At 54.1% G+C, this 26,130-nt stretch carries 35 protein-coding genes; 21 read left to right on the forward strand and 14 right to left on the reverse strand.

Features of this window, described 5'->3' with window-relative positions; genetic code table 11:
* Positions 1-74: 74 nt before the first annotated feature.
* The 4 genes from SYN9616_RS0105610 to SYN9616_RS0105625 all read left to right on the forward strand — a co-directional run bounded on the left by SYN9616_RS0105610 (position 75) and on the right by SYN9616_RS0105625 (position 3,688).
* Positions 75-2,567, forward strand: coding sequence for a ligase-associated DNA damage response DEXH box helicase (locus SYN9616_RS0105610; protein WP_051410957.1), 2,493 nt, complete (start codon positions 75-77; stop codon positions 2,565-2,567).
* A 362-nt stretch (positions 2,568-2,929) separates the two neighbouring features.
* Positions 2,930-3,073 carry a hypothetical protein gene (locus tag SYN9616_RS17160; RefSeq protein WP_156918685.1) on the forward strand — a complete coding sequence of 48 codons (144 nt, stop codon included), beginning with the start codon at positions 2,930-2,932 and terminating at the stop codon, positions 3,071-3,073.
* A gap of 146 nt (positions 3,074-3,219) precedes the next feature.
* Entirely contained in the window at positions 3,220-3,405 is a 186-nt protein-coding gene (locus SYN9616_RS15270) for a hypothetical protein (protein WP_156918686.1), read from the forward strand.
* A gap of 58 nt (positions 3,406-3,463) precedes the next feature.
* Positions 3,464-3,688: a hypothetical protein gene (locus SYN9616_RS0105625; protein ID WP_028952247.1), complete on the forward strand. Its 225-nt coding sequence runs from the start codon at positions 3,464-3,466 to the stop codon at positions 3,686-3,688.
* A gap of 185 nt (positions 3,689-3,873) precedes the next feature.
* Here SYN9616_RS0105625 and SYN9616_RS17885 read toward each other — a convergent pair whose 3' ends face one another.
* Positions 3,874-4,236 carry a hypothetical protein gene (locus SYN9616_RS17885; protein ID WP_232200070.1) on the reverse strand — a complete coding sequence of 121 codons (363 nt, stop codon included), beginning with the start codon at positions 4,234-4,236 and terminating at the stop codon, positions 3,874-3,876.
* A gap of 12 nt (positions 4,237-4,248) precedes the next feature.
* The gene (locus tag SYN9616_RS0105635) at positions 4,249-5,013 is read right to left on the reverse strand and encodes a histidine phosphatase family protein (protein WP_028952249.1); all 765 of its coding nucleotides are present in this window, start codon (positions 5,011-5,013) and stop codon (positions 4,249-4,251) included.
* Between the two features lie 207 nt (positions 5,014-5,220).
* Here SYN9616_RS0105635 and SYN9616_RS16390 point away from each other — a divergent pair, with 207 nt between their 5' ends.
* From SYN9616_RS16390 to SYN9616_RS0105660, 5 genes are read left to right on the forward strand one after another with little or no spacing between them, the layout of a single operon-like run.
* Positions 5,221-6,120, forward strand: a complete 900-nt coding sequence (locus SYN9616_RS16390) for a methylglyoxal synthase (protein WP_071991421.1) — start codon at positions 5,221-5,223, stop codon at positions 6,118-6,120.
* 53 nt (positions 6,121-6,173) lie between these two features.
* Positions 6,174-6,794 (forward strand): hypothetical protein, encoded by a 621-nt coding sequence (locus SYN9616_RS18150; RefSeq protein WP_051410958.1) that lies wholly within the window; start codon positions 6,174-6,176, stop codon positions 6,792-6,794.
* 45 nt (positions 6,795-6,839) lie between these two features.
* Positions 6,840-8,054 carry a chromate efflux transporter gene (gene chrA / locus SYN9616_RS15285; protein ID WP_051410959.1) on the forward strand — a complete coding sequence of 405 codons (1,215 nt, stop codon included), beginning with the start codon at positions 6,840-6,842 and terminating at the stop codon, positions 8,052-8,054.
* Entirely contained in the window at positions 8,055-8,585 is a 531-nt protein-coding gene (locus tag SYN9616_RS0105655) for a DUF1543 domain-containing protein (RefSeq protein WP_028952251.1), read from the forward strand.
* 19 nt (positions 8,586-8,604) lie between these two features.
* The gene (locus SYN9616_RS0105660; protein WP_037990711.1) at positions 8,605-8,706 is read left to right on the forward strand and encodes a hypothetical protein; all 102 of its coding nucleotides are present in this window, start codon (positions 8,605-8,607) and stop codon (positions 8,704-8,706) included.
* Between the two features lies 1 nt (position 8,707).
* Here the strand turns inward: SYN9616_RS0105660 and SYN9616_RS0105665 are convergent, their stop codons facing one another.
* Together SYN9616_RS0105665 and SYN9616_RS0105670 are read right to left on the reverse strand one after the other, a co-directional pair.
* Complete coding sequence (locus SYN9616_RS0105665; RefSeq protein ID WP_028952253.1) at positions 8,708-9,052, reverse strand: DnaJ domain-containing protein; 345 nt, start codon at positions 9,050-9,052, stop codon at positions 8,708-8,710.
* Between the two features lie 72 nt (positions 9,053-9,124).
* Entirely contained in the window at positions 9,125-9,322 is a 198-nt protein-coding gene (locus SYN9616_RS0105670) for a hypothetical protein (RefSeq protein WP_037990712.1), read from the reverse strand.
* Between the two features lie 172 nt (positions 9,323-9,494).
* On the opposite strand from SYN9616_RS0105670, the gene SYN9616_RS0105675 reads away from it, so the two are divergent.
* The gene (locus SYN9616_RS0105675; protein ID WP_028952255.1) at positions 9,495-9,968 is read left to right on the forward strand and encodes a DUF427 domain-containing protein; all 474 of its coding nucleotides are present in this window, start codon (positions 9,495-9,497) and stop codon (positions 9,966-9,968) included.
* A 5-nt stretch (positions 9,969-9,973) separates the two neighbouring features.
* On the opposite strand, the gene SYN9616_RS0105680 is transcribed toward SYN9616_RS0105675, so the two are convergent.
* From SYN9616_RS0105680 to SYN9616_RS0105690, 3 genes are read right to left on the reverse strand one after another with little or no spacing between them, the layout of a single operon-like run.
* Positions 9,974-10,630 (reverse strand): methyltransferase domain-containing protein, encoded by a 657-nt coding sequence (locus SYN9616_RS0105680; protein ID WP_028952256.1) that lies wholly within the window; start codon positions 10,628-10,630, stop codon positions 9,974-9,976.
* A gap of 3 nt (positions 10,631-10,633) precedes the next feature.
* Positions 10,634-10,855 carry a chlorophyll a/b-binding protein gene (locus SYN9616_RS0105685; RefSeq protein WP_037990714.1) on the reverse strand — a complete coding sequence of 74 codons (222 nt, stop codon included), beginning with the start codon at positions 10,853-10,855 and terminating at the stop codon, positions 10,634-10,636.
* Complete coding sequence (locus SYN9616_RS0105690; RefSeq protein ID WP_156918687.1) at positions 10,852-11,289, reverse strand: hypothetical protein; 438 nt, start codon at positions 11,287-11,289, stop codon at positions 10,852-10,854. Before SYN9616_RS0105690 ends, SYN9616_RS0105685 begins: the two co-directional genes overlap by 4 nt.
* An 18-nt stretch (positions 11,290-11,307) precedes the next feature.
* Between SYN9616_RS0105690 and SYN9616_RS0105695 the strand changes: the two genes are divergently transcribed.
* The gene (locus tag SYN9616_RS0105695; protein WP_028952259.1) at positions 11,308-11,847 is read left to right on the forward strand and encodes a PAP/fibrillin family protein; all 540 of its coding nucleotides are present in this window, start codon (positions 11,308-11,310) and stop codon (positions 11,845-11,847) included.
* Between the two features lie 203 nt (positions 11,848-12,050).
* On the opposite strand, the gene SYN9616_RS0105700 is transcribed toward SYN9616_RS0105695, so the two are convergent.
* Positions 12,051-13,139, reverse strand: coding sequence for a hypothetical protein (locus SYN9616_RS0105700; RefSeq protein ID WP_028952260.1), 1,089 nt, complete (start codon positions 13,137-13,139; stop codon positions 12,051-12,053).
* Between the two features lie 197 nt (positions 13,140-13,336).
* Between SYN9616_RS0105700 and SYN9616_RS0105705 the strand changes: the two genes are divergently transcribed.
* Complete coding sequence (locus SYN9616_RS0105705) at positions 13,337-14,017, forward strand: peroxiredoxin-like family protein (RefSeq protein WP_028952261.1); 681 nt, start codon at positions 13,337-13,339, stop codon at positions 14,015-14,017.
* A gap of 105 nt (positions 14,018-14,122) precedes the next feature.
* Positions 14,123-14,296: a hypothetical protein gene (locus tag SYN9616_RS0105710; RefSeq protein WP_232200074.1), complete on the forward strand. Its 174-nt coding sequence runs from the start codon at positions 14,123-14,125 to the stop codon at positions 14,294-14,296.
* Positions 14,297-14,328: 32 nt separating this feature from the next.
* On the opposite strand, the gene SYN9616_RS15290 is transcribed toward SYN9616_RS0105710, so the two are convergent.
* Complete coding sequence (locus SYN9616_RS15290; RefSeq protein ID WP_037990716.1) at positions 14,329-14,523, reverse strand: hypothetical protein; 195 nt, start codon at positions 14,521-14,523, stop codon at positions 14,329-14,331.
* Between the two features lie 187 nt (positions 14,524-14,710).
* On the opposite strand from SYN9616_RS15290, the gene SYN9616_RS0105720 reads away from it, so the two are divergent.
* The 4 genes from SYN9616_RS0105720 to SYN9616_RS0105735 are packed head-to-tail and all read left to right on the forward strand — an operon-like array spanning position 14,711 to position 16,982.
* A complete protein-coding gene (locus SYN9616_RS0105720; protein WP_028952263.1) occupies positions 14,711-15,262 on the forward strand; it encodes a hypothetical protein in 552 nt (183 codons plus the stop codon).
* A 37-nt stretch (positions 15,263-15,299) separates the two neighbouring features.
* The gene (locus SYN9616_RS0105725) at positions 15,300-15,779 is read left to right on the forward strand and encodes a hypothetical protein (RefSeq protein WP_028952264.1); all 480 of its coding nucleotides are present in this window, start codon (positions 15,300-15,302) and stop codon (positions 15,777-15,779) included.
* On the forward strand, positions 15,776-16,204 hold the full coding sequence (locus tag SYN9616_RS0105730) for an NUDIX hydrolase (RefSeq protein WP_028952265.1): 429 nt from the start codon (positions 15,776-15,778) through the stop codon (positions 16,202-16,204). Before SYN9616_RS0105725 ends, SYN9616_RS0105730 begins: the two co-directional genes overlap by 4 nt.
* Positions 16,197-16,982: an ABC transporter ATP-binding protein gene (locus tag SYN9616_RS0105735; protein WP_028952266.1), complete on the forward strand. Its 786-nt coding sequence runs from the start codon at positions 16,197-16,199 to the stop codon at positions 16,980-16,982. Before SYN9616_RS0105730 ends, SYN9616_RS0105735 begins: the two co-directional genes overlap by 8 nt.
* Before the next feature lie 20 nt (positions 16,983-17,002).
* Here the strand turns inward: SYN9616_RS0105735 and SYN9616_RS0105740 are convergent, their stop codons facing one another.
* The 4 genes from SYN9616_RS0105740 to SYN9616_RS0105755 all read right to left on the reverse strand — a co-directional run bounded on the left by SYN9616_RS0105740 (position 17,003) and on the right by SYN9616_RS0105755 (position 19,780).
* Positions 17,003-17,311, reverse strand: coding sequence for a DUF3764 family protein (locus SYN9616_RS0105740; RefSeq protein ID WP_051410960.1), 309 nt, complete (start codon positions 17,309-17,311; stop codon positions 17,003-17,005).
* A gap of 120 nt (positions 17,312-17,431) precedes the next feature.
* Entirely contained in the window at positions 17,432-17,656 is a 225-nt protein-coding gene (locus tag SYN9616_RS0105745) for a SulP family inorganic anion transporter (RefSeq protein ID WP_028952268.1), read from the reverse strand.
* Positions 17,657-17,722: 66 nt separating this feature from the next.
* Entirely contained in the window at positions 17,723-18,562 is an 840-nt protein-coding gene (locus SYN9616_RS0105750) for a metal ABC transporter permease (RefSeq protein ID WP_028952269.1), read from the reverse strand.
* A gap of 48 nt (positions 18,563-18,610) precedes the next feature.
* Positions 18,611-19,780, reverse strand: coding sequence for a DUF2939 domain-containing protein (locus SYN9616_RS0105755; RefSeq protein ID WP_084218311.1), 1,170 nt, complete (start codon positions 19,778-19,780; stop codon positions 18,611-18,613).
* A gap of 41 nt (positions 19,781-19,821) precedes the next feature.
* On the opposite strand from SYN9616_RS0105755, the gene SYN9616_RS15295 reads away from it, so the two are divergent.
* Together SYN9616_RS15295 and SYN9616_RS0105775 are read left to right on the forward strand one after the other, a co-directional pair.
* The gene (locus SYN9616_RS15295; RefSeq protein ID WP_051410961.1) at positions 19,822-21,174 is read left to right on the forward strand and encodes a 1-acyl-sn-glycerol-3-phosphate acyltransferase; all 1,353 of its coding nucleotides are present in this window, start codon (positions 19,822-19,824) and stop codon (positions 21,172-21,174) included.
* Between the two features lie 839 nt (positions 21,175-22,013).
* Positions 22,014-22,265, forward strand: a complete 252-nt coding sequence (locus SYN9616_RS0105775; RefSeq protein WP_028952272.1) for a hypothetical protein — start codon at positions 22,014-22,016, stop codon at positions 22,263-22,265.
* Between the two features lie 78 nt (positions 22,266-22,343).
* Here the strand turns inward: SYN9616_RS0105775 and SYN9616_RS0105780 are convergent, their stop codons facing one another.
* Positions 22,344-22,682, reverse strand: a complete 339-nt coding sequence (locus SYN9616_RS0105780; protein WP_156918689.1) for a hypothetical protein — start codon at positions 22,680-22,682, stop codon at positions 22,344-22,346.
* A gap of 494 nt (positions 22,683-23,176) precedes the next feature.
* On the opposite strand from SYN9616_RS0105780, the gene SYN9616_RS0105785 reads away from it, so the two are divergent.
* Positions 23,177-23,887, forward strand: a complete 711-nt coding sequence (locus SYN9616_RS0105785) for a hypothetical protein (protein ID WP_028952274.1) — start codon at positions 23,177-23,179, stop codon at positions 23,885-23,887.
* Between the two features lie 1,726 nt (positions 23,888-25,613).
* Positions 25,614-26,114, forward strand: a complete 501-nt coding sequence (locus SYN9616_RS0105800; protein ID WP_028952277.1) for an NfeD family protein — start codon at positions 25,614-25,616, stop codon at positions 26,112-26,114.
* Positions 26,115-26,130: the final 16 nt, after the last annotated feature.

Consider the following 26,130-nt stretch of genomic DNA (forward strand, 5'->3'; position numbering starts at 1 on the left):
ACTGGCAACGGCGTGCTTTGGAAACCGTCAGACAGGAAACTCGCTCCCAGACTGTTGTCCTGACGACATCAACGATGGCTCAAGCGCTGGATCAGCAATCAACTACAGCAACGACGATCGAGCGGATCTCACTTGAGCCGATCCAGACCTGGTTCGATCAAAAAGGCTGGACGCCGCTGCCATTCCAACAAAACACCTGGCAGGCCTACCTGGCGGGAGCCAGTGGTCTGATCCAGGTGCCCACAGGCTCGGGCAAGACCCTCGCAGCCGTGATGGGCCCGATCGCGCGAATGCTCGCTGATGAACCCGGGCGGAAAGGAATTCGACTGTTGTACCTCCCCCCCCTGCGCGCCCTCAGCCGTGATCTAACCCTGGCGATCCAGGAGCCGATCCAGGCAATGCAATGGCCATTGCGGGTCGGCACCCGCAATGGCGACAGCTCCAGTAGTGAACGCAGCAAGCAACTCCGCTCGCCGCCGCAGATCCTGGTGACGACTCCGGAATCCCTGACCCTGCTGCTGAGCAATCCCAAGGGCGAAGCCCTGTTTGAGTCGCTCGACACGGTGGTGCTCGACGAATGGCACGAATTGATGGGCAGCAAGCGTGGCAGTCAGACAGAGCTCTGCCTCAGCTGGCTGCGGCAACAACGTCCTCAGCTGCAAACCTGGGCGATCAGCGCCACGATCGGCAATCTCGAGCAGGCGGCGCGCCATGCCCTTGGCGTGGACACCGAGCCGGTGATCATCACCGGTGCGCCAGCGCGCGCCACTGAAATTCGCAGCCTGCTGCCGGACTCCATCGATGGATTTCCCTGGGCGGGTCACCTGGGGCTGCGCATGTACGAACAGCTCGTTGGAGCGATGAACCCAGGCATCAGCACACTGTTGTTCACCAACACGCGCAACCAGTCGGAGCGATGGTTTCAGTGCCTGCGTTTTGCCTGTCCAGAAATGGACGGTGCCCTGGCACTGCACCACAGCGCCATCGATCGCAGTGAACGGGAAGCGATCGAGGCCTCGGTGAAAGCGGGAGACATCCGCTGGGTGGTTTGCACGAGCTCCCTGGATCTTGGTGTGGACTTCCAGCCTGTGGAGCAGGTGGTGCAGATCGGCAGCCCAAAGAATCTGGCGCGCCTGCTGCAACGGGCCGGCCGCTCGGCCCATCTTCCAGGTGGCACGTCCCAGGTGTTGTTCATGCCCACCAATGCCCTGGAACTCCTGGAACTGAGTGCCGTCCGGCGAGGCCTCCAGGAAGGTCTGGTGGAACAACGCAAACCACCCATCGCACCGTTGGATGTGCTGCTGCAACACCTCACCGGACTCGCCTGCGGTTCAGGATTCAACCCTGAAAACACCCTCCAGACGATCCGCACTGCAGCCGCCTTCGAAGGGCTTAGCGATGAACAATGGCAATGGTGTTTGCGCTTCTTGAAAGACGGAGGCGAATGTCTGGCGGCCTACCCCCGTTACAGGAAGCTGGAATGGGATAACGAGTCGAAGCGGTTTCGGATTCGAGAGTCCGCGATCGCAAGGTTGCATCGGCTCAACATCGGCACGATCACGGCAGCGCCAGCGATCACAGTGCGCTTCGTGCGTGGCGCCGTCCTCGGCCACGTGGAGGAAACCTTCATCGGCCAGCTGAAACCCAAAGATGTGTTCTTTTTCTCCGGCCGACAACTCGAGTTCGTACGGCTACGGGATATGACGGCCTACGTGAAAGTGAGCACGAAAAAAAGCCGAACCGTGCCGGCCTGGGCTGGCGGCCAGATGGCCCTCTCCGATCTGCTTACGCATCACCTGCGCGCTGAAGTGGATCGGGCGGGACGTGGTGAACTCGACACCCCGGAGCTGCAGGCTCTTCAACCGTTGCTGGAGCGTCAGCAGGATCTGTCTGTTTTGCCAAGAGCCGATCAACTGCTGGTGGAAACATGCACCACGAGGGAAGGTAGCCATCTCTACGCCTACCCATTCGAAGGCCGTTTCGTCCACGAAGGAATCGGCTTTCTCTGGGCTGCGCGGCTTACCCAGCTGGAACGCGGCACGATCACCGTTTCGGTGAACGACTACGGCTTCGAGCTGTTGGCTCCAAAGGGCTACCCAATGGCCGAACTGCTCGAGGATCATCACGACGAACTGCTGAATGCCGATCACCTTGAAAAGGATCTAGAGAAAGCCCTCAACCTCTCCGAACTACGGCGGCGACGGTTCAGGGCAATCGCTCAGATTGCAGGACTGATGAATCGCGGATTTCCAGGATCCAGCAAAAGCACCGGACAACTGCAGATCAGCGCATCACTGTTGTTTGACGTGTTCGAACGTCATGAGACCGGCAATCTGCTGCTGGAACAGGCTCGCCGTGAAGTTCTGGACGAGCAGCTCGAACTCTCGAGGCTAAAGACGGCCCTCGAGCGTGCAAAAGCCCAGGAGTTTCTCCACGCTGAAACGCCAAGACCAGGCCCGTTGGCCTTCCCTTTACTCGTGGAACGACTCAACAACCGCATGAGCAACGAATCAGTTCTTGAGCGGGTTCAGCGGATGAAAGACGAAGCATTCCGCAGGGAGGGTTGAACTGATTAGAAAGGGCCAATCTAAATCGGCCTATCGAGACCAGGACTGAATGAGGCTTGACTGAAAGTAAATCCAAGATGTCTGCAGAGATCAAAAGACAGACAAGATATCAATGCTGATCACTCAAAACCCCGGAAGAGTCGAACTCATGGAAGAGCGTGTTAGAAACAAGTCTGCTGGCTCTAAATTATCAGGACGAAAGCAATCTAGAACTCGACATTCAATCATTTGTTAAATGCCATTGCATCATTAGAGCAAATTATTCGGCAGAGAGGAGCTAAAGTTAACTATGAAGAGTCTCGTTGGCCTCGATCTCTTCTACCCAATGGTTAGATCTCTAGCCTTTGGGCGCTTATGACTGAATGATTCCTCTCTTAACCCATGGGGAGTTTGAACAGTTGGATCTCACCGGTGAGGAACTGACTCTCATTCAAATGATGGGGTCAGGCTTCTCTTATCTCACCGGTGGGGAACAGCGCACTGAGTTTCAGGAAACCCCAAGATGAGTGTGGTCAACAAGGGAGTCTTGTGATAAACCTACGCTTGGGAAATTTCTTTTACTACGCCGCCAGCAAAAACGCGAATATTCTGTCATTCGGTTGTTGTTCGGATACCTCCATCACAGCGAGAACCGAACGTAGCGAGATTAGTGGTGTCAATGATTCTCAAAAAGATGACAACTGAAATTCACAACTGGGCTGTTATCGCAGCAGCTATGGAAGCAACAGGAGCAACGAACAGCGAAATGTATCGCAGAGCCAAAGCGCTTGCTGAAGGCAATGCTGATCCCATGCCTACAAGTTATCCCGCAGCACCTTTCAGCATCTCAGCTGCCTGATCAATCAACTCTTTTCAAGGCCTCAGCTCGTTCTGGGGCTTCATACCCATTTCTTCTGATGACAAATCATCATCTATCAGTGGAACAACGATTCCATCTTGAGGCAGCGTTCCGCGAGATCGATGCCTGTGAGGATATTGAGAAACTCCGCGCTCTCACCAAGCAAATCATTACGGCGCAAGAGAATGAAAAAGCTTTTGCGCGTGAAGCGATGGCACAGGTCCGCAAGGAAATGGAAGCTTCCGCAAGAGAGCGCTTCGGCTTTCAATGGGGGCAGAAGTAAGCATTTTGATCAACTTGACAAGGTGAGTACTGAACGACATTTGTTCTGGTGGACATTGTGATTGATCCGATCTAAAAGGACTGGTTATCAACTCACAACTCTCAAACCCAAAGAGTTCTTCTGGAATAGCAGGTTAATCAATAGTTTAAAACTTATTTTAAGCATCCATTCCTGCTGAAATCAGCTCATGGAAGCTGATCTGAAGCACGTTCTTCTTCTGTGAGATACTCTTCAATCAATGGTGAGGACTCACCACGTTCAACAGCTGCGATTTCACGCTCAATATTGTCGATAAACAGCTGATTTCCATTGCGCTTCGCAATATCAAGTACGATGTACAAGCGTTTCAGCTCTGCCAGTTGATCGTCTTTCATCGCCGCATCAAGGATGACATTTGTTTGATAATACATAGCCAAAGGCCAAGCAACGGCAGTGTCATTGAAACCGCTGCACTGATTAGTCTCCGACCAACGTGATTCGTTCAGTCGAAGCACACCGCTAAAACGCATAAAAATCTGACCCTCAGAGAGGACCAGCTGATAGAACATTCATTGCCGAAATCAGAGTTCAGCAAGCTCTTGCCATTGGGATGGAAGAATCTTGGCAATGAGTTCAAATTTCCCATCACCCATTGGCTTCACGACATAAGCAACTCCCATTGGTTCTGGGTAAATCCCATTAGGAGGCTCAACGCTCATCGTCACGCCCTGGAAGGGATCATCGTGACCAACAAGGAACGTGTTGGTGCCCTGCTCCGGTGTTTCAGAAAGCAGTGGAGAAACCCGGTCAGCATATTTTTTGTAATCTTCAGGGGTACATTCAACGCACGGCAAAAAGTTTAGATCTTGATTTTTTGTATGTTTTCCAAATGCCAATTCGGCAGTATTGAATGCACGACAATATTCACTTGAAATCACCTCACCAACTGGGATCCCAGCCGTTTTAATTCCCTCACCGATCATTTTTGCATCTGCTTTACCATCAGCACTCAATTGTCGCTGAGTACTGCAATCCGTGAGATTCAGATCGGGGCTGACCTGATCGCCCCAGTCTTTGTCGGTTTTGGCATGTCTTACGTAAATCACATAGCCACCGTCACGCAAATCACCGGCCAGCTGCTCGTCTTCGAGTTTGTTGACAAAGTCTGCATTTCTCTGTTCGCCTGAAATGGTAGTTTCATTCACTTCATAATCTTCAACACCTGATGATTGAGCAGCAGGTTGTTCCTGCGTTGCAGAGTCGTTGCCAGTTTGGTCACTCACCGACTCGGAAGAACATGCAGCCATCAGCGCAAGAGCAGCAATGCATGCAGCTTTCTTAAGCATTGATTCAAAAAAATTGATTCAATTTATTAAAGCCATATCAATGAAATTCCGTTATCTACTAATACACGCACAGCCGTTACTGTTGATACAAAACCACTGTTGGTGCGTTCCGTCGACAACGGGTCTCCAGCCGTGGAGCTGCAGGAGCTCGGCAGACATCTGCAGGCATGACTACGTTGCCATTGAGAACGACACAGATGTAGGGACATGGGAACTGACGAGCTCACAGAATTTCTGATGGCCAACAGCGTTCTTCCAGAGAACTTTTCCAAGGAGGAGATCGCTGCATTTGCCGAGCAACTCAACGTGGAGGAATATCCGGCTGGTGAGACGTTGATGCGAGAGGGCACACCTGCCTGCAGCCTGATGCTGCTGATTTCTGGAGAGGTGCGTCGCATGCTTGGCGATGTGGAACTTGATCTGCTCCATGCCGGTGAGTTCATCGGCAAAAGCATGCTTACCGATGAAGGCAGCCACTACGCCAATGTTGTGGCCACGGAACCAGTAGTGGTTGGACATCTGACGATCGAGCATTACGGATTACTGGTGGAAGCGGCGCCGGTAGCTTCGCGAAAATTCAAGCAATATTTCTCAGACATTCATATCCAGGAGATGCACGAAAAACAGGGACTCAGTTTTGTCGATCAGCGCAGCTACCTCGGCCTTGTGGCACACAACGAGATGAAAGAGAGCCTGATGCTGTTCGCGCGCACCCACGCCGAGAAACTCAAACGCTTTCATCTCGTAGCCACTGGTACCACTGGAATCAAGTTGTATCAGGAAGTGGGACTGATGATCTCCAAGAAACTGGCATCTGGACCACTTGGAGGGGATCAAGCGATTGGCAAGATGATTTCGGAAAACAACATCAAAGGCCTGATCTTCTTTCGTGATCCTCTCTCCCCCCATCCCCACCATGCAGATATCGAGGCATTAGGTCGCCTCTGTGATGTCTATCAGGTGCCGATGGCCACCAACCCCGGGGGAGCAGCTGCTCTGCTCAATTTCCTGCTCATCGACCACCCGGAGGAGCCTGCCATCCCTAACCGCGTGCTGGAGAAGTACAGGAATGCTCAGAAAAAGGTGGTGGCGCAGCCGGCTCAGTGATTCAAATCGTTCGCAGTTGCTGATCTTCGTCCAAACGACTAGACAGCTGTTCCATGGGAGAGCTACCGCTAGAAGGTTCCCCAAAGAAACGAACCACCATGGGTTACAACTGGCAGCAACACGTCCCAGACGAACATCAAAAATTCATTCCTGATCAAAAATGCAAATCAAAATCCTGTAAAGGGACAGACAAGGGTGAATTCATTGTTGGCAACAGCAAAGCCAATAAAATCGATGGCCTTGGTGGCAATGATGCCATCGCTGGAGATGACGGAAACGATACCCTCATTGGAGGATCCGGCAATGATCACCTGGCCGGAGATCATGGCAAAAACATCCTGACAGGTGGCGCTGGAAAGGATAAATTCTTTTTCCAGCTCGACGACGGAAACCCCGGTCACAGCGTGATCACTGACTATGAGAAAGGCGACAAAATCGTCGTCAAAGAGAAAATCTACAAAAACCTCAAGGTGACAACCAACAATGGCGTCACCATCCTTAAATACAAAGGGAAGGAGATGGCGATCGTCGAAGGTGTTTCTCTAAGCAAAGGAGATATTGTTAACCAAGGCAAGAAAAATGTTGTTTTTCCAACCCCTCGCCTGCCAGAAGAATCCAGCAGTGAGTGGCAGAGCGAGCCACTCTCATTCCTGTCGGTCGTTGATACTTTTTAAGTCAACAAACGCTGATGCCATCATTCTGATCTCTGACGACGCTCCATGAGCTCTTCAGCGATCAGCACCTGGCCGGCATTTGTCGGCCTTTTTCTCCGCATCGGGGCCCTCGGTTTCGGAGGGCCCCAGGCGCATATTGCGCTGCTGCGCAACGAGATTGTTGATAACAGGCGATGGGTGGATCGAGAGCAGTTCGATGAAGGGCTTGGTCTTTGTGAAGCCCTTCCAGGGCCGGCATCCAGCCAGATGGCGATCTACACCGGCTGGATGCTGCATGGCTGGGTCGGCGGCATGGTTGGCGGCACCTGCTTTCTGCTGCCGGGGCTCCTGACTGTGCTGGCACTGAGTGAGCTGTGGCGCAGGGGACAAAACATCCCAAGCTTCACCACGACCCTGCAGACCCTGCAACCGGTCATCGCCGCCATCATCTGGTCGTTTGCCTGGAAAGTGCTCAGCAAACGCAGGGCTCGCTGGCAGATCGCGACGGCTGGGCTTGTGATGGCAGGAATGCTGCTGAAAGTGTTCGCTGCCGTGCCGTTGCCGGTTGGTCTGCTGCTGCTGCTCGCCGGCCTCAGTCGTTTGATCTCGAATCACCCCACGCGTACAAAAGGTTCTATCCATGGAGCCGGGTTGATCCTGCCGGCCTTGTCACAGCAACTTCCATTGCCGCTGGGACTGGCCGCTGGAGCCAGTGCCGGAGCGACCGGCCTGCTGGCCAGCCTGTTCAGTGTTTTTTTCAAAGCCGGGCTGCTGGTGTTTGGCGGCGGGCTGGTGATCATTCCGCTCCTGGAGCAGCAGGTGGTGGACCTGGGCTGGCTGGACCCCTCGGGATTTCTGGATGGGGTGGCGATTGGTCAGATTTCACCGGGACCCGTCGTGCTGACCAGCAGCTTTGTGGGATATCAAGCCGGCTGGGCAGAGGCTGGGCTGTCCACAGCGTTCCTCGGTGCAGCTGCTGCAACGCTCGGGATCTTCCTGCCGAGCTTTCTGTTCATCCTGGTTGGCACACCCATCCTCCAACGATTGCGACGGCAGCCCCAGGTTCAGACCTTCCTTTCCGGGTTAACGGCTGGCGTTCCTGGAGCAGTGGGAGGTGCTGCCCTGCCGTTAACGCTCACCGCCCTGCAGACCGGAGAAGCTCTGATTCAGGTTCCGCTCTTCTGCGCGGCGTTGAGTCTGAGTGTCAGCAACAGGATGCAACCACTACCGCTGATCGGAATCACACTGCTGATTGGCGTTCTGTTCGGATGGCTGACGTAATTGGACTTGTTTCTCGTTGTTCTGGGGGGGCGGATCAAAGGGTGCCATGTGGAGTTGCATGACGTGCGCTGGGTCGTTGGCGACAACATTGAGGACACCATCCCGGAGCTCAAGCGCCAATGGTTTGGCACCCGTCGCGGCCTGCACATCGACAGCTATCGCAGGGTCCGAGCGGTTGACGGATATCAGGTGTCGATCAGCAGGGTCAGCTCGGCATCGGCGGACCAGACCATGAAACTGTGGTTCGTCAATCTCGGTGGATACAGCCCCGGCGAGATGGCGGAGCAACACCGCTTCGGGCTTGTGGTGGCCCGATCAACCCAGGCCGCGAAAGCCAGAGCAAAAAAGCACTGGCTGGATGGAATGGAGCAGATTCACAAAGATGATCTCCACCCGCTCGAGCCGGATGCGGCGATCGACGATTTGTTGCCCATCGACGGCAACGGTGCCTGGCAGGTGGTGCTGACGCCGGACAAAGCAGAGCGTCCCAGCCCTGAGACACCGGACTGGTATGGGTACTGGGTGATCTGAGCTGCCGAGGATTGAGGCAATGTTCTGGACCCCCTATGCCGACTGGATTTACACGGTGGTGAGCCTGAGCGGCCTGGCCTTGATCTGCTGGCTGGTCCTCGGACGCAGCAAACCACGCTGACTCAATCCGCGATGGCCTCCATCTCGGGCTCCAGCAGGGCATCGCGGGCGTTATTAAACCGCGTCATCGCTTCAGGATCACCGCCTTTGTCCGGATGGTGTTTCACAGCCAGCTGCTTGTGGGCATGTTTCACCTGCTGTTCGCTCAAACGCCCGGTGAGCTGCAGGCCAAGGGCCTGACGAGCCTTGATCGCCTCAAGATCAGGATCACGGCCCATCGGGCACTGCTCACGGCGATGGTTGGACTTTCCAGTCTTGCGTTTGCCCTTGTTGCTGCGTTTTCCAGCGCCTGAAGCAGCGCTCGCGAAACCGCTGCCAGACCGGCCGAACCCTGCGTCGTTAGCCACTCATGAAACCTCGGGAGGGACCCAGAATGACTGATCGCATGGTCTGGGCTTGCAAGCCTTGAACGTCATCCGTCAGACCACAGACGGGGCATTGATCAGAGCACACTGCGGTGTTTCGATCAGGTCGTAACCACTGCGAATCCGGCTGGAGGCTGGATCCAGAAGCTTGCTGAGCCTCTGACCATCAGAGGTGGCCTCAAGCACGATCTGCTGACCGATCAGGACAATGCGAAATGTCCATGGAAAAACACCAGGCAATGTAAACGTCATACAAAGATGCGAATGGCTCAACCATGCCCTAATCGCATCGCACGTCCATCCCCCAAAAGGGTGAATTGGATTAAGAGCTTCCAATCCTTTGATGATCCCTCAGGGCTGCGCACCTGAACATCAATGCATTTCTTTCTGCCAGCATCTTTGAACGATCACAGAAGAGAATCCAATGGCACCGGAACGCGTCAGGGACTACCCGCGTCCGCCCCGCCTCGAGCCGAGTGATGAGCACATCCGCGTCGTTGCTCTTGGACAGACCCTGGTGGAAACAAACAGGAGCCTGCGAGTTCTTGAAACCTTTCATCCGCCCACCTATTACCTGCCAGCGGAAGCGATGTGCATGGAGATGTTGAAAGCGGTGAGTGGACGCCCTTCCTTTTGCGAGTGGAAAGGTGTGGCGAGCTATTTCAATGTCGTTGTCGGGGACAGGACACTGGAGCGGGCGGTGTGGACCTACCCCAGTCCGTCAGAACGCTTCCGCGATCTGGCCGGATGGTTCGCGCTCTATCCACAGAGAATGGATGGCTGCTGGGTGAACGACGAGTTGGTGGTGCCCCAGCAAGGTGGTTTCTACGGCGGCTGGATCACCAGCAGGGTTGAAGGCCCGTTCAAAGGGGATCCCAATCACCCGGAGCTGATCTGATCTGATCAACCCAGGGGTTTTCGTGCCACAACAGCAAAGAAGGGATCACCATTGCTACCCAGCAGACCCATGACCCCTGCAGCACGCGTCTGCTCCGCCACGAACTCGGGCTTCGGCCACCCCTGAGCCATCAGCACCTGGGCCACATAGGTGAGGTGCTCGCGGTCATCACCGTCGGTCCACACCTGAGGAGCTTTGGTAAAGAACATCCGATTGCTGAACGCCACAATCAAGGTGCCGTTCGCACGCGTCACACGAAGTAGCTCCGACGCCACGGTTTCCGGCTGCTGCAGGTACTGCCAGCCAGCAACGATCAACGTCGCATCAACACTGGAATCGTCGAGTGGCAGGTGTTGATCCTGGTTGAGGTTCTGCACCCAGTGGCGATCAAGGCGGGGATTGGCGGCCAGTTCCTCCTGATTCAGGCCATGGCCCAGGACGCTCTGATAATCGACATCCTCCGGCAGATGACTCACCCAGCTGCTCATCAGGTCAAGAACCACGGCGCACGGTGGGATCCGCTGTCGGTAGAGATCCGTTAATCGCTCGCGGAAACCGGCATCGAGATGATGCACAAAGCGAGGTTCGCTGTAGAAAAACGCATCGTCGCTGCCATCCAGCTTGTAACGCTGGGAGTCTTTAAGAACCCGGACGACCGCCATTGCTCAGCCGAGATCGAGATACCAGCGCACCATGCCAGCAAGCTGACCGGCGATGCCCCGTCCGCTGATCAGCTCGCCGATCAGCGCAGCGATAAACCCCACCATCGCGGCTCTGCCGTTGAGCCGTTCCACCGCTTCAAGGGCCGTGCTGTTCCAGGGGCGTGCCGTTGTCAGCGACTCACCAAAGCGCTCAGGTGCCTCGTATTTGAACTGGGGCTGCGTCATGCCTGAGCACAAATCCAGCGAACCCTACCGGCAGTTCCGGCGCGACCGGGATAGCTCGTCCAGGAATCAGAGGCATCACGGCGTTCCAGACCGCCCTGGTCACACAGGGCCCGCATCCGGATCAGACGCACGGTCCAGGTCGGCTCACCCTGACGCCGAAGCAACAGGGCAGCGAGAAAAAGCACTGTGTTGTCGCGCCGCTCGAGGTCGCGCAGATATTCCGCTGCCTCTGCTTTGGGATTGGTCATGGCATCGATGAAGATCCAGCCATTCGGTTCCAGCCGTTCTGAGGCCTCCAGGTCCTGACGAATCGATCGCCAGGCCGCAGGCTCTGCAGAGGGGGCCCATTGGGCCAGTGCTGGAGCCACCGCCAGCCAGGGAACAAGGGCAACAGCAGACAAACAACGCCGAATGGCCATCAAACCCATGAGCATGGAATCAACGGAACTGGGATGACCGTGCCACAAACCCGTGATCAGCTGGTCGAGAAGCTGCAACTCCAACCGAAGGATTCAGACATCCCTGGCCTCGTGGAAGCGCTGGAAGCCGAACAGGCAGCGGATCTCAATCAGGACATGGAGCGTCTTGCCGGGGTCTGGGAGTTGCGCTGGAGCAGCTCGACGCAACCATGGCTGAAGCAGGCACCCTGGCTGGACAACCTCCAGGTGCTCGATCCAGAACGGGGTCGCGGTTGCAACCTGCTGAGACTGCGCGGGCCACTGGCCGCCATGGCCGGCATCAGCGTTCAGGCCGATATCCGACAGCTGGACAAGCAACGGGTGGAGGTGCTTTTCCGTCGCGGCGGCTGGGTGGGACCCCAGCTGCCTGGTGGTCAACGGCTGCAACTGCTGCGAGAAGTGAAGCAAAGCTTCCCGGCCTGGTTGGACATCACCGTTCTGGATCAACAACTGCGCATCTGCCGGGGCAATGCCGGCACAACATTTGCGCTGCTGCGACGTGAGGATTTGCAACTGTCAGCGTTCTTCGAGTAACGCAACGGAGCATCAGACAAGAGGAGCAGCAATGTTGCTTGAATGACAAGCACTATGCGCCACAAGTTGGTTGCGTCGCAAGTAATTTACATCACAAATTATTGACATCACATGAACACGACAAGATTTCGAACCAGACCACTAACTTCCACACATCCTGCCAACAGGTGAAACGCTTGTACAAGCAACATGCCGCACCACTGCTAAACAATAAAGGTGTTATCGATCACTGTGAGGCCATAGAGGCATCCAGCATCATCGAGCATCACATCTTTAAGGATGGCGATTGGCTTTCCAAGCAGGCGAATTGACGCATCATTCCCCTTCATCTTCACGGACACCTTGCCGCCATCATGATTGATCTGAATAACATCCTTGCCCTGATTGAAAAAATGAATTGTGTCGACGCCTTCTCCTTCAGTAATGCTGAATCGATTTCGGCCACCAAAGCTGTAAAGAACATCACGACCGGGCCCACCATCAACGAGATCGTCACCTTCGAAGCTTGAAATCGTATCGACGCGATCAGAACCCACAATCGTGTCATTTCCCTTGCCACCAAAAATCTCACCATTCCCATCCTTGCCAGCGACTTCTTCTGGTACAGGTTTCCACTGGAGCTGCTGTTCCTCGCAAGCCTGCTTCTCTGGTGCAGGGAGACGCGTTGCAATCGGTGCACCGTTATTGACCTCCGCCCCCCATAACTCAACAAGCGCATTGAGATCGTTTCTCGTGAAGTCCTTGTAAGTAAAGTCTTGATGAAATGCTTCGTTGTACGACATAATCGTTATTGCAGTATCAAAAAGCGGACTATCAGGCTGGTCTTTTGGATGACTTAGCCCTAAGGCATGCCCCAATTCATGGGTAATCGTTGCCATTTGATCTGACTTGTTCTTAGTTTTCTTTGAAACAACATTGGCAACACCGTTTGAGCCCGGGCCACCCTTGGGATTCCAGATATTTTCACCAGTCGTTGATTTATCCCAGGGCTTACTGACCTTTTTTGCAGCGAGAAAAACCAATTCAGCATCGTCAATACTGGTGACAGGCCTGAAATCAACATCAAGGATTGGATCAAGATGACCAATCAACTTGTTAATCCAATCTGAAACCTCTGAACTATGACTTGCACCCTTGATCTTGTACGTAAACACATTGCCGTATTCAGAATCGAGAACACCATTGAAGGGTGATTGCTGGATGAAGTAATGAATCGTGCCGGACCGTCCAACCAGCCGTTCAAGATCCCGCTCCTTCGGCGGCAAAATTAACCATTTCGTCTTGAAGTTCATTTATATTTCCCGTATTGATGGGAATTATCACATCAGCGAAGGCTTGAAAGGTCCTGCTCTCAATGATGTCTTACGGCACAATTCATACCTGACAGACATGAATCATCTCTGCAAGACAAATCCAAGAGTTCAGCAACACCAATCAAGTCCTCCAGCAGCCAGGATGCGCGAATCCACCAGCACCAAGACGCAGCACTTTGAACACCCCAAGCGCCCTGCTGGACAGACTCGAAGCCATCCCAGGCATGGAAACGGGCCAGCGACGCCTGGTTCTTCTGTTCACCCAGCTCGGCGACTTTGATTCAACGGAGTACGCCCAGGCCCTCGTGCCGGCACTGCCTGCCATTCGTCGCGCCGGCATCGCCATTCAGGCTTTTGCCATCGGTGACCAGCAGGGAGCCGATCGTTTCTGCGAATTCACAGGCTTTCCCCGCGACCAGCTGCAGACGGAGTGCAATGCGGACCTGCATCGTGCCTGCGGGCTCTACGCAGGACTCAACAGCGGCGCAGGGGCATGGCCAGACCTGCTGCTGATGTGTGCGGGAATCGGCTCGCCTGGGACCCTGGCTGAAGTGTTCCGGGGGTACCGGGGTGATCGAAGCGCACCCCAAAGATTCGACAGTTCGCTGTTTCGCCTGGCTGGAGGTGATGGCTTTCAGCGCCCGTTCGAGCTCGCCACCGTGCGACTCAACAACATGGTGGAGGTGCTTGGACGCTGGAAGCAGTACGTACCCGATGATCGCTTCATCGCTCAAAGGGGTGGCACCTTTCTGATTGAGAGCGACAACTCACTTCTCTATGTTCATCGCGACAAGGGCATTCTCGGGTTCTCAGAAACGATGAACCGACCACTTAGCTTCCTGGATGCTTACCTCTGAATGAACGCAAGACACCACATCGCGAATCTGTTGTTAATCGGAGCGGGGATAGGTTTCTCCAGTTCGTCCCTCGCAATGACGGAATGCGAATTCATCAAACGGACCATGAACAAATTGGGCCGCGAGATGAGCATCAACCGAGCCTTGATTGCGTCCGGTCCAGATCAGGAAACCGAGCAGAAAGCCAGCGAACTTTTATCACAACAGAACAAGGATTACAGGCTGGCCAAGCGTCAATATCAAAAGGCGAGCTGCGAAAACGTCTGGGATCAGCGTTGATCAGAAGAGTCGTTCGGCTCCCAACCAGCCGATCAGGTGTCGCTCTGATCGACTGATGCCCGGCGCCTTTCCACCTGCACAAAGATCAACCAGGCCAGGCTGGCCAGGCCACCACCAAACCAGTCACTGCGCAACAGCTCAACGATCGCAATGGTGCTGGCTCCGATCCGCAGTCCCCTGAGCAGCAGATCGGTCAGCGGTGGTGTGCGTCGCGGTTCAGACTCCATCGACAGAACAACCGAATGGTTCGAGCTGAACAGTCTCTCAGGCTCTCAAAGCCGAGGAGTCTCAACGTGGCAACGAAAAATTCTTCGAAAGAAAGAAAATTGATCGTTTTGATACCTCCTGGCCGATTCTTACTAGCCAGAATGGATAAAAAGTTGCGTAATGGCTCCGGGGAAAGCACAACATTGCATGCTTCTCGGAGTTGCCCTCCTGTCCCTGACGGCAGGTTTCGGCTTGCACCATTACGCCGAAGGCAGCTGGCGTAATCAAACCTTTGAGAGCCAGGAAGAAGCGAGCCAAGCCGCAAAAAACTGGATCAAGGATGGCGGGATCTACACGGTTAGGTTGCGTCGATCACAACTCCTGGACGTGCCAAGGGACCCATCTGAGGTGAACGATGAAATCAACGCCATGCTCGAAATCGAAGCTGGTGAACGGGAGAAATGCTTGAAGATGCTGGAAACGATCGAAAGCGCAGATGAGCACAAGGCCTGCCTGGACAAATTCTTCACAACAAAGTCCACAGATTCCATCCCCACCACCGATGTTGAGAAGGTAAATGTGATCTTCAAGGAAGAACGTTTCCGGCGGGATTGCCGACCGCTGTTCACGAGCACGGCTGGCTACGTCTGCGGCGAACACGACATCGAAGAAGGTGCCGTCATCAACGAACGCGAAGAGCGCAACCTGCGCGCCAACCTCAGCCTCACCTACTTCTACGTTGAAAAGCAGGACGCCTGACTGCTCAACCAACGAAGATGACTGAAAACATCGGGCCATGTTCAACGCCGAGACCATCCTCGCGCTGGAGCAGACCGCCCGCAGCCAGGGCAGTGAGATTCAACCGACCTCACTTGAAGGTGTCTGGCGCCTGAAGCAAACATGGACACGCGAAGGGAATCGCCCTTCACCCGGCACCGATCCCCTGTTGCGCAGCCTTGGAGCCCAGTTCAGCCTCTCCAGCAGCAGCGATGGCTGGACGATCGTCAACCAGGTGACGCTGGGGGCACTGCGCTTGCGATTTGAAGGTCCAGCAAGGCTCAGCGGTCCCAGACCTCTGCTGCTATTCCATTTCCACACGGTGCAGCTGATGCTCGGCAGCATCACCCTGTTGAAACGCTCGATTCCAGAGCCGCCGAGCCAACGCCAGCCCTTTTTCGCCTTGATCGCCACATCAGCAGACGGTCAGTGGCTCACGGCACGCGGTCGTGGCGGCGGACTGGCGCTATGGATGAAATCAGCATTGCCTTCGCGATGACCTACGCCGTGGCCCTGGCCATGCTGCAGCGCGACGGCCAGTGGTTGCTGCAGCTGCGCGACGACATCGATACGATCATCTACCCAGGCCACTGGGGATTGTTCGGCGGACACCTCGATCCCGGCGAAACAGCAACTGAGGCGGTGATGCGGGAACTGCACGAAGAGATCGACTGGACACCCAGGAGGCCACTGGAGCTTTGGTTCAGTCACAACAACGGCACCCGAATCGCCCATGTGTTCCGTGGATCCCTGGATGTTCCTCTGGAGCAGTTGCAGCTGCTGGAAGGGCAGGATCTCAAGCTCGTCAGCCTTGAGCAGCTGCAGCGCGGGACGGTGTGGAGTGATCACTGCCGAGAGCAACGACCCATTGCACCCGGGCTGCAGATTGTGATCGAGCGTTTGATCTCAGAGCTCGATGGCTGAGATCTGGTTCGATGCCGAACAGGTGGAGGCAACGCTGAGCGGTCGTCCCGTGATCAGCAAGTTCAGCCTGCAGCTGCGGCTTGGGGAATCGACAACCGTTCTGGGGCCCAACGGGGCCGGCAAAAGCACCCTGGTGAAGCTGATCGAGCGCAGCCTCTATCCGATCGTGACGCCGCAATCCCATCTCAGGTTGTTCGGCAGCAGCACGGTGAATCTCTGGCAACTGCGCCGCCGGCTCGGCGTGGTGAACAGTGAGCTGGAAACGCGATTCCCGCCCGGGATCAGCTCCCTGGAGGTGGTGCTCAGCGGCCTGTTCGGATCGATGCGGCTTGGACGTGATCAATCACCTGAGGCCTGGCAGATCGCCGCAACCAGGGCGTTGCTGGAACGGCTGGATCTCATCGCGATCGCTGATCAACCCTTCGGACAGCTCTCCGATGGCCAGCGCCGCCGCTTGATGATTGCTCGCGCCCTCGTCCATGCTCCCGAGGTGTTGGTGCTCGACGAGCCGAGTCGAGCGCTCGATCTGAAAGCTTGCCATCAATTGCTCAGAACACTCGGGGAGCTATGCCGCAGCGGCACAACAGTGGTGCAGGTAACCCATCGCATCGACACCATCATTCCGGAGATGCAACGCGTGCTGTGCTTAAACGGCGGAACCGTCGTCGGAGACGGCACGCCGGCTGAGATATTGACGACCAAACGATTGAGCGCCCTGTTCGGTAGCGATCTCTGCGTGGTGGAAGCCAATGGCTACCGGCAGGTTCTGCCGGCCTGATCCACGCGACGCAATGCCTCTCAGGCCAGCCAACGTGTGATCACGGTGCCGTCATAGACGTGTCCTGACGCTTCGACGACGGGCTTGGTCTGCGGATTGATGAACACGTTGCAGAGAACGTTTTCGGGGCCCTGGAACATCACCGTGGCGCGCTTGGGATCGCTCTGGCAGACACCGATGTAGAAGGTCGTCACGCCCATCTCGGCAAACATCGCCTGCTGCTCCGGTGCGTTCATGTAATCGCGATACTCCTCAAAGCTGTTGCTCAGCCTGAAATCCAGAACAGTGGTTTCGGTCACGTTTTGTTCGGTGAGGGTGTTTTCAGTCATCAATCAGGGGCAGTGAATCCATTGAAACTCAACTCACAGGGTCTTGAAGGCATTCACCGCCTGCCAATGGGGCGACGGCCGCCGCCAGGATTGCGCAACTCGCAGCATCGGGGTTCACCATCAACTGCGGCGACGTTCCGAAGAGCGCACAAACCAGCAGGGTCCAATGCTGGCGTACAGACCCACTGCAGGACTCAGCCCCGCCAATTCGGCATAGGCAATCGAGACCGGGAGTGCGACCGCTGCCACCGACAAACCGGCAAATAGGTCGTGACTGAAATCGCTTCGAAAGCGATAGCGACGCAGAGCCGCCAATCCCGGCATCAGGTCAGTGAAGCTGGCCAATCAAGGAACATCCTCCTCCCGTCAGGATGGTCATGGCGTGTCGCTCGCGCAGCCTTGGGTTGTGCTTCAAGTGCTGAGATTGCTGTGACGTCGTAACACCCCATGACGCGGGGCAAGCAGGAAAGCCAGCAGGAACTGGGCGGTTTGCACAAGAACAATGCAACCGGCGGGATCGCTGTCTGTCCAATAACAAATGAACAAGCCAAGAACACTCGACAACATCCCACTGAACACAGCCAGAAGCGTCATCCGATCAAAACGATCGGTGAGCAGATAGGCCGTGGCCCCAGGGGTCACCAGCATGGCCACCACCAGAATGATTCCCACGGTTTGCAGGCAGGCCACAGCCGCCAGGGACAGCAGACCAAGCAAGGTGTAGTGCAACTGACCGGTGTTGATCCCAATCGATCGCGCGTGGGTGGGATCAAAACAGAACAGCATCAGATCCCGACGCCGCAGCAACAGCACAACCAACACGAACAGGCAAATCCCCAGGGTTTGCCACAGGTCATTCAGAGGGATTCCGAGCACATGGCCGAAAAGAATGTGATCGAGATCGATGTGGCTGACGGTTTTTGATCGCAGCACCAGTCCAAGGGCAAAGAAGCCTGTGAACACAAGACCGATCACCGTGTCTTCCCTGACCCGTGATTTCTGCTCAACGAATCCAATCGCGGCCACCGAGCCGATTCCGAACACCAGAGCACCCAGCGAGAGAGGAAAACCAAGGGCATAGGCCAGCACCACTCCAGGCAGAACGGCATGGGAGACGGCGTCCCCCATCAGAGCCCAGCCCTTGAGGGTCATGTAGCAGGACAACAACCCGCAGACACCGCCAACGACAGCACTGACGAGGAAAGCTCTTAGCATCCAGGGTTGACTGAGGGGTTCCAACAGCCAGGACATCAGCAGAACGGTGAAGCCGGAGTCAATGCTGACAGCTGAGCGGCTTGATCAACGAGGCCTGCGGAAGGCCATGGCCCCCTGAGGCAGCTGAATCCGGACATCCCGTTCCGCATCGACCTCCCAGAAGCCCTCGTAACGCTGACCGCGGAGAAAAACCTCGGCCGAAGAGTCGTCCCAGAGAACAATCGCGCGTTTCACGCCATTGGGTTCAATCACGTCGTACACCGTGTTCCCGTTGGCATTCACTCTCGACACAACGGTGCACTGAAAGCCCGTGAACTCCTCGCCACTGCGCCGCATCTGGAACCAGCAGGTGGAGAGATCCGGAGGCATAGCGTTCACACCCAGAGTTAGCCCCGGCTCCCGTTGATCCGCGGCATTCGCCAAAGCGATGTCAGCGGTTTCAATCTCAGCGGTTTCGGGGGTTTCAAAAGAGGGATCCTCAAATTCGTCCTGACCTTCCGGGCGTGGTCGAACCGCCAGATCATCTGAAGCGACGGACTCATCCTCAAGAGCCAGTGCTTGCAGCTGTTGATAGTCAGGCAGGATCAAACCTGCGATTTTCCAATCGCCCAGCCCCTGGCGCGCCATCTCAAATCCGATCTTGACGCCGGGCTCAAGACGTCCTGAAACCAGAAATTGATTCATACCCACATAGGCCATCTCAACATTTGCCATCTGATCAATCTGCTTCTCAACTTGCTGCTTACCCTTGGCAATTTCCGCCTGGATATCCGGAACTGAAAAGGGATTGGCTGATGTCTTCTGGGCCCTTGGCAGATCGCCTTCCGAAGCCTCGATCAGACCCTTCACAACCTCTGATGTGAGGTAGGAATCGATCAGGGTGTTGGCAATCGGTATCACCAGTGCTGTTCCCAAAGCCGCCAGCCCCTCTTCAGCATCGTCCAATGATTCTTCAGTGGCTGCCTGGGTCAGGCTGGTAACGACGTATGCCTTCAGATCTTCACGCAACTGCGGATAATCAACATACTGATTGAATCGTGACCCATCCTTTTGCTGGATCGCTTCACGAATCGAATTAACGGCTAAATATGGACTGGCATACCAATAAGAACCTGTTGCCAAAACACCGCCCGAGATCAGTCCCGAGGCAACAATCGCAACTGTCTTCAAATTCATTACGCGGCCAAATCTGGCGTGACCGCTGACATTACTCTGAACAAGCACTTCGTGGTTAAGCCAACGGACTGGATGCATCCTTAAGGGCTCAATCGTCGATTGGAACAGGATCAGCGACCATGCCGCGCGCCTCGATCCAGACCGCCCGTCCCGCCTTGCGGCGGCTGCCCACCCGGCAAAGCCGCGTCGTGCAGGCGGTACTGCAGCAGCTCCTACCAATGGTCTTTGTCGGACAGCGGTTACAGCTGCGCAACAGCAAAGCGGCCGAACGACTGGCCGAGGAGTTTCTTGCACAGCAGAACGGTGAACGCAATCTGCTGATTGCCTTTCGCCATCCCAGCCCCCGCGATCCACTGGTGCTCGCGGATCTGTTCTGGAGTTGCGTTCCCAGGATGGCCCGAAGGCTGGGGAATCCCTTGCCACGTGCGGTGTCGCTTCGGTTTCTCTACGACCGTGGAATCCCCCTGTGGGCGGGACCGGTGATCGGCTGGTTACTTCAGCGCAGCGGCGGCATCGCCATCCACCGAGGTCGATTGGACCGACCAGCCCTGAACCAAGCCCGGCAAGCCCTGACGCTGGGACGCCAGGCCCTTGTGGTGGCACCGGAAGGAGCCACCAACAACCTGTCAGGGGAGATGGCACCCCTCGAGCCTGGTGTGGCCCAGCTCGCCTTCTGGGCAGCTGAGGACATGGCCAAGAACAAGGACCAGCGAACTCTGCATGTCATCCCCATAGGGATTCGTTACAGCTGGCGTCGACCGAACTGGACGGTTCTCGATGCACGCCTCGAAGCGCTCGAGCAACACCTCGGGGTTCAGGCCATCGTTCTGGAGGACCGCCGCGAACGGCTTCTCCGCATCGGTGCAGCGTTGGTGACGGCGCTTGAACAGCTTGAACGCCTCAAAGCCAATCCAGAACAGCCCTTAGCAGTTCGAATTGAGAACTATCGACGGCATGGATTGGAAAAGGCGGAGAGCCATTTCGGGCTCCGCGCCAGCGGGACCCTGCAGGAACGCTGCCGCCGAATTGAACAGGCGGCCTGGGATCGGATCTACAGGGAGAATCTCGAGCAATTGCCTCCGCTTGAACGCAGCTTGGTGGATTGGGAAGCGCGTGAAGCCGATCTTCAGCTCACTCGCATGCGACTGGTGGAGCATTTCACCAGCGTGAGCGGTCAATACATCACTGATCAACCGGAGTTCGACCGCTTTGCCGAGATGGTGCAGCTCGTGGAGGAGGCAATCGGCTGGATCGAAGACCGGCCCTGGAGCGGATCACCCTGCTTCGGACCACAGCGGGTGGAACTCAGCGTCGGTGAAGCGATTCCCGTCGATCAACGCCGCGATGACTACCGACGTGATCGTCGCCGGGCTGTTCAGATGCTGACGTCGGAACTGGATGCTGAACTGGAGCGTCTGATGCGTTCCGCCGGGAACGACTTCAGACATCGGGGAACTGACCCGATCCAGTGATCTTCGAGATGCAAACAATTCAGGAGCAGCAGGTTCTGAACGGCTCAGAGCAATGAGTTGCTGAAAATTGAACCGAAGAAAACTGAAGTGCGCATCGGACCAATTCATTAGATCAATATCGACCGACGCTCGTCTTAATCCTGCATAAAGGAGCTAAAAATTTTGCATCAAGAGACTCATCTCAATCTCGAAAGCGCGGCGTTGTATACAGAAAATTCCAGACAACCAGCGCAATCTTGGCTTCATTGGGTGACTCAACAAGGTCCGCATCAAGAGCAAACCATGAAAAACGACACCATCACAACAGACCAGTTGATTTGGGGAGCCTTGTTTATGGGATGGATCTTTGGAGTCGCAACGATGCTGCTACTCGGTTACAACCCAGACAACTGCTTTGTAGGGACTCAATAAGCCAACCGTCAGTTCCTTCCACGAGTGCCTCAGGACGCTTGCTTAGCCCCCTGGATTCAGCAGATCTCAGCAAAAGACATCACCGAGCTGGATCTCGTCATCGTCATGAACCAACTCATTCAAAGCCTCCCCTTATGGACATGACCAACCTCATACGATTGATACTTGAGCTTCCCAAGGAGAACCGGGAGTCTGTGCTTAGGGCTCTTCAGACTGCTCGTACGACGACACGCAACGAGGCAGAACAGCAGCAGCTGCTCGATTCACCGATGGAGGTGCAGTCAAGCATTCCTATAACGATAAAGATTGTGACAGGCGATTGGACATAAGACTATCATCGTTGTTGCCGATACCCTTGAGTTATGAGTACTTCACGGCCTGCTCTATAGAAGCTATTCTTCGCCACAAGTTATCAACCAAAATCCAGCATGACAGACAAGAAAAAACTGACCCCAGAGAGACTGATGCAAGCCAAAGCGTTTCTGGAAAACGGTGTGATATCGAAAGATCAATTCATAGAAATGACGCATGGACAATCCGACTACGAGACAAACGATGATTCACAACAATTGCTTAAAATCCTTGACAAGATCAACACGGTCGAGCTGCACTTGCTGAAACTTGAATCTTTGATACTAAAGCTCGACGAGAAAGTAAACAGTCAACAGCAGTTGCCTTAATAGTTTGGCCATAGATCTACAGCCACAGTTCCATACCTATTTTGCGAGATGCCAACCAGACTCAGAAATAAGTCAAAACTAGGAATTCATAGTTTTTATCAAATCAATTGCCTCCATGGCAATCACTTTCTTGTTCCTATCGAACAACTCTTGAACACAATTAGCGGCTATAGCTGAACTTGCGAAAGGAAGGAATAAGTCAAGATCAGGACAGTATGCAAAACATGCGTCGACCACCCTATATCCATTTTTTTTAGAAATATGTTCCGCCAGAATGTGAACAAGGTGAATTTTGGGCATAGGAAAGCCAATGCTCACTGCGACGGTAACTTTTCCGCCCGACCAAGTGCCATCTAACAGACCTACAGCAAACCAGTTTGCGCCTGGAATATCAGAATCAAGTTTGTTGATATTCATCATCCAGTCGACCTGTCATTTTAGAGTTGTTTCTCTATTTTACAGACAAGTATAGTGTGATGAAAGACATCTACATATTAAAGCACGAACCAATGCCTTCAGCAGCCTGCATTGGCCAGCATGAGATGGGAAGAACACTCATTTCTTAAATTATCAGCAAAATTTGACTCTACAAAGAAAGATCTTGCCACGACTATTTAGATGTCATTGGTTTTACACCCTGTCATCCAAAAAATCGCGATATAAAGATCAATGTCCACTCCGGCTCTGCAATGCCAGAAGGTTGAATCCATTGACTTCGTCGGGTGAGCGCATCTCTTTGCGCGTTGCTGCATCTCCGCCAAAGCCAGCACTCAACTTCTATGGCAAGATTCCTTTCTAAGGAAAAGATAAGACATCGCCAATCAACCAACATGCGAAATAGTATTTTGATCAGGTGAAATGATTGAAGAACAATCTTCAAGTGCTAAGTTTCAAGAGTTGCTAGTTATTCGATGCTTGAAGCGCCAGGGAGAGATTCTGAGCAATCCCGAGAGAATTTTGAAAAGGCAGTCGTGATGATGGCGGCATCAATCATCGAGTGGGTTGATCAGCACAATCTTGAACGTCAAGAGTCAGCCAAGGTTGACGATTCCAACAACAAGGCAAAGTTACTTTCGCTTGCAATAGACCACTTGTGCCTGTATGGAATCATGGGTGCAAGAACCACAGGATTCGTAGCATTAACAGTTGCAAATTTATGGTCCCAGAGTCAATACAGAGTTGGAACGTACAAAGAGGAAAACCTGAAGGAGCAGATGTTATTGGTGATGCAGTCACCCCCTGTGGAGACTGCGATTCTGGAGACTTTCAAACCACTAGATGAAGAGGGCAAAAAAGATGCTAAGAATTTCGCAAGAGGTTCAGAAGCAATTATTACTATATTTGTGAAATGCGCATTGGAAAAGTACTCCTCCCGCTTCAGCGATGAAGGCAACAGCTTTGTTGAGAACCATCGATCAGAGCTGGAAAAACTTAAAGAATTCTTTCGAGCAATTGACGAGGGCGGGTTAAGCTACTTGGCCAAAGTACTTGAGCTTACGTTAATAACATCGATGAGCAGCGCTTTATTCAATTGCGAGCTTTCTGCAGAGAACTCCTTTTATTACGAATCAACCATTGAATTGCTAGATGAAATATTTGAGATCGAAGATTCCGGCGAATAGGATCTTATTTTTCTGATACTTCTCGCGATTATGTGAACAACAAAGCCGGCTCACTCGTTTGAAAAGTTTTGTGAGGCTTTTCTGCAATACAATTGAATACTGGCTGCTCATCTGTTGTAGTGGAACTTATATGAGAATCTGCCATGGGAAGACACATCGAAACCAAGCAATTGCTCGCGAGACGCCAAACAGAAGCTGCTGTCCTGTCAAGACTCGTGAAGCTCATCTACTTCAGACAAAGCATTGCGGCTGAGTATTTGATGACCATCGGCCTTGGGATCACTGATGTGCAGGCTTATTGTTTATCATTTTACGAAACCAAAGCAGAATCCGGACGACAGTAAAAAGCCAAGGGCATCAGGAAGCAGATCCATTTTTTACCCGAGTCAAGCTTACATTGATAAAAAATAGACCATTGAAAACATATTAAAAGCAAATACCCGAATAGCAAGTCAACGTCTCAATGACCAATTTCTGAACATCTCGCGGGGAAGCCAATCTGTATTTGCAAGAAGCTTTTTCAGAAATGATAAATCGAACATGCTATCAACTTTTTCTGATCGCTTTGCGATCGAGTCATCCACTAGAAGGTGTCAACAAGAACTAACAGAACCCTGTCTGGCACTTGTATTCTGCAGGCGATATCTGATCATCACCACCCAAATCAATTCCAATTCGTTCATTATCTAACGTTGATACTCCCTATGCAATAAACCACATACACAATTTTAAATTCAACAACTCTTTGAGACGTGATGAACTTTGGCGGATTGGAAGGACGTCCGTTTCAAGGGAGCCTGTGCGCATCAATGGTCGGACTGACCTGACTCACGACTTGCCCATTGTTAGCAACAAGTCGGCAACTGACACCGCGACCCATGGATTTGCTGCGAGCAATGGCGTAAGCAGGGAACTCGTTTTCGATCTCAGCTTCCGTGCACCAGATTGAATCTGATGGCCCTTGGCATTGCACTTTAAACAACATGGATCTTGGTACAGAACTACTTCTGGTTTGGCACAACGTCTTTTCCAGCTGACGTACCAACAGTGACACTTTTCGGATATGGCTTGAAGCTGTTGTTTGGCGCTGGTTGGCGTCATAACCGGTCATTCCTGTGACATGGCTCCTGAGCCCTTTCATCGTTCTGACCCGTTCGGGGTTCCTCCACGATGAACATCCAAACAACGAGTCAACCGCTGGATTGATTCCTCTGTGCGACCGTCAGACATGAGCTGGCGGACCCGCTGCTTGCAGGTTGCGAGCTCCTCATCGCGCTTGCTGCGGCTCGTTTGCTCTGAATCGATGATCTGAACGAACGACATAACCCCGAGAAATGTTCCAGCGGCAAATATCAGCACCCCTGCTCGAGGCAACGTCGTGATGCCAAATCCTTTGATACGAGGCATCAGCCATCTCTAGGCGCGTGGACCAATCTGCCTTTCGAGCCTTGTTGGAGCTGGAATTGCCCAGTCAATGCAGAGATCCACGCGATTCGAAATGTTGATCCCAACCGTCGTATCACCACACCCGAACGTTCAAAGGACTTGTTGGTGATCAAGGACTGCCATTGCGAAGGTGCAACACCCTGCCAGCACGACATCAAAGACAAACCAGTTGCCATCAGATCCGTGACTAACGTTGGTCCTAACAGCGTCTCGGAAAGAGCTTCCTGACTGATTTTTTACCAGAGACGTCCAAACCACCATGAATAAACACACGTCTTAAATGCTGATCACTTATGTGTTGTGCCTCATCGCCGGGGGCGTGCTGATTGCCCTGGCGCTCGATGGCGAGGGCGACCTCAGTGGAGACGGAAGCGGCGGCAACCTCACGATCCTATTCAACACGCCGTTCTGGTCATTCGGGCTGTTCGGCTTCGGCTTCAGCGGCCTGCTGCTCACATTTCTTGCCCCTGCCAGCAGCTGGCTGCCGTCAAGCCTGATCGCCTTGGCGATGGGGCTGGTGATGGGCTGGGTTGCCGCCTATCTGCTCCGGCTGATGGCTCGCAGAGAAGCGGACAGTCTCGTGCGCAGTGAAGATCTCATCGGCCTGGAAGGGCTCGTGACGCTCGATCTCTCATCTCAGGAGCGCGGTTTTGTTGAACTGCAGGCACGGGGAAGTTTGATCCGACGACCAGCACACAGCGTCAGCGGCCCGATTGCCAAGGGAACCGCTGTGGTGGTGGTGGCCAGCGACGGACACACCCTCAGCGTCGAGCCGATGTGATGGCAGACAAGCTCGA

Origin of the sequence: Synechococcus sp. CC9616 (assembly GCF_000515235.1) — a bacterium.
Taxonomy (GTDB): domain Bacteria; phylum Cyanobacteriota; class Cyanobacteriia; order PCC-6307; family Cyanobiaceae; genus Parasynechococcus.

Bases quoted from the DNA above. Each gene is read 5' to 3' on its own strand.
- SYN9616_RS0105785 (WP_028952274.1), top strand. From the start codon at position 23,177: ATGCTTGAAGCGCCAGGGAGAGATTCTGAGCAATCCCGAGAGAATTTT.
- SYN9616_RS0105735 (WP_028952266.1), top strand. From the start codon at position 16,197: ATGGCTGAGATCTGGTTCGATGCCGAACAGGTGGAGGCAACGCTGAGC.
- SYN9616_RS0105710 (WP_232200074.1), top strand. From the start codon at position 14,123: ATGAACAAATTGGGCCGCGAGATGAGCATCAACCGAGCCTTGATTGCG.
- SYN9616_RS15295 (WP_051410961.1), top strand. From the start codon at position 19,822: ATGCCGCGCGCCTCGATCCAGACCGCCCGTCCCGCCTTGCGGCGGCTG.
- SYN9616_RS0105730 (WP_028952265.1), top strand. From the start codon at position 15,776: ATGACCTACGCCGTGGCCCTGGCCATGCTGCAGCGCGACGGCCAGTGG.
- SYN9616_RS18150 (WP_051410958.1), top strand. From the start codon at position 6,174: ATGGGAGAGCTACCGCTAGAAGGTTCCCCAAAGAAACGAACCACCATG.
- SYN9616_RS0105740 (WP_051410960.1), bottom strand. From the start codon at position 17,311: ATGACTGAAAACACCCTCACCGAACAAAACGTGACCGAAACCACTGTT.
- SYN9616_RS0105720 (WP_028952263.1), top strand. From the start codon at position 14,711: ATGCTTCTCGGAGTTGCCCTCCTGTCCCTGACGGCAGGTTTCGGCTTG.
- SYN9616_RS0105690 (WP_156918687.1), bottom strand. From the start codon at position 11,289: ATGCTCATGGGTTTGATGGCCATTCGGCGTTGTTTGTCTGCTGTTGCC.
- chrA (WP_051410959.1), top strand. From the start codon at position 6,840: ATGAGCTCTTCAGCGATCAGCACCTGGCCGGCATTTGTCGGCCTTTTT.
- SYN9616_RS0105635 (WP_028952249.1), bottom strand. From the start codon at position 5,013: ATGCTTAAGAAAGCTGCATGCATTGCTGCTCTTGCGCTGATGGCTGCA.
- SYN9616_RS15290 (WP_037990716.1), bottom strand. From the start codon at position 14,523: ATGGAGTCTGAACCGCGACGCACACCACCGCTGACCGATCTGCTGCTC.
- SYN9616_RS0105610 (WP_051410957.1), top strand. From the start codon at position 75: ATGGCTCAAGCGCTGGATCAGCAATCAACTACAGCAACGACGATCGAG.
- SYN9616_RS0105680 (WP_028952256.1), bottom strand. From the start codon at position 10,630: ATGGCGGTCGTCCGGGTTCTTAAAGACTCCCAGCGTTACAAGCTGGAT.
- SYN9616_RS0105700 (WP_028952260.1), bottom strand. From the start codon at position 13,139: ATGAACTTCAAGACGAAATGGTTAATTTTGCCGCCGAAGGAGCGGGAT.
- SYN9616_RS0105755 (WP_084218311.1), bottom strand. From the start codon at position 19,780: ATGCATCCAGTCCGTTGGCTTAACCACGAAGTGCTTGTTCAGAGTAAT.
- SYN9616_RS0105750 (WP_028952269.1), bottom strand. From the start codon at position 18,562: ATGTCCTGGCTGTTGGAACCCCTCAGTCAACCCTGGATGCTAAGAGCT.
- SYN9616_RS0105685 (WP_037990714.1), bottom strand. From the start codon at position 10,855: ATGACGCAGCCCCAGTTCAAATACGAGGCACCTGAGCGCTTTGGTGAG.
- SYN9616_RS0105670 (WP_037990712.1), bottom strand. From the start codon at position 9,322: ATGACGTTTACATTGCCTGGTGTTTTTCCATGGACATTTCGCATTGTC.
- SYN9616_RS17160 (WP_156918685.1), top strand. From the start codon at position 2,930: ATGATTCCTCTCTTAACCCATGGGGAGTTTGAACAGTTGGATCTCACC.
- SYN9616_RS0105780 (WP_156918689.1), bottom strand. From the start codon at position 22,682: ATGAATATCAACAAACTTGATTCTGATATTCCAGGCGCAAACTGGTTT.
- SYN9616_RS0105775 (WP_028952272.1), top strand. From the start codon at position 22,014: ATGACAGACAAGAAAAAACTGACCCCAGAGAGACTGATGCAAGCCAAA.
- SYN9616_RS0105800 (WP_028952277.1), top strand. From the start codon at position 25,614: ATGCTGATCACTTATGTGTTGTGCCTCATCGCCGGGGGCGTGCTGATT.
- SYN9616_RS0105625 (WP_028952247.1), top strand. From the start codon at position 3,464: ATGACAAATCATCATCTATCAGTGGAACAACGATTCCATCTTGAGGCA.
- SYN9616_RS0105725 (WP_028952264.1), top strand. From the start codon at position 15,300: ATGTTCAACGCCGAGACCATCCTCGCGCTGGAGCAGACCGCCCGCAGC.
- SYN9616_RS17885 (WP_232200070.1), bottom strand. From the start codon at position 4,236: ATGTTCTATCAGCTGGTCCTCTCTGAGGGTCAGATTTTTATGCGTTTT.
- SYN9616_RS0105695 (WP_028952259.1), top strand. From the start codon at position 11,308: ATGACCGTGCCACAAACCCGTGATCAGCTGGTCGAGAAGCTGCAACTC.
- SYN9616_RS16390 (WP_071991421.1), top strand. From the start codon at position 5,221: ATGGGAACTGACGAGCTCACAGAATTTCTGATGGCCAACAGCGTTCTT.
- SYN9616_RS0105675 (WP_028952255.1), top strand. From the start codon at position 9,495: ATGGCACCGGAACGCGTCAGGGACTACCCGCGTCCGCCCCGCCTCGAG.
- SYN9616_RS0105660 (WP_037990711.1), top strand. From the start codon at position 8,605: ATGTTCTGGACCCCCTATGCCGACTGGATTTACACGGTGGTGAGCCTG.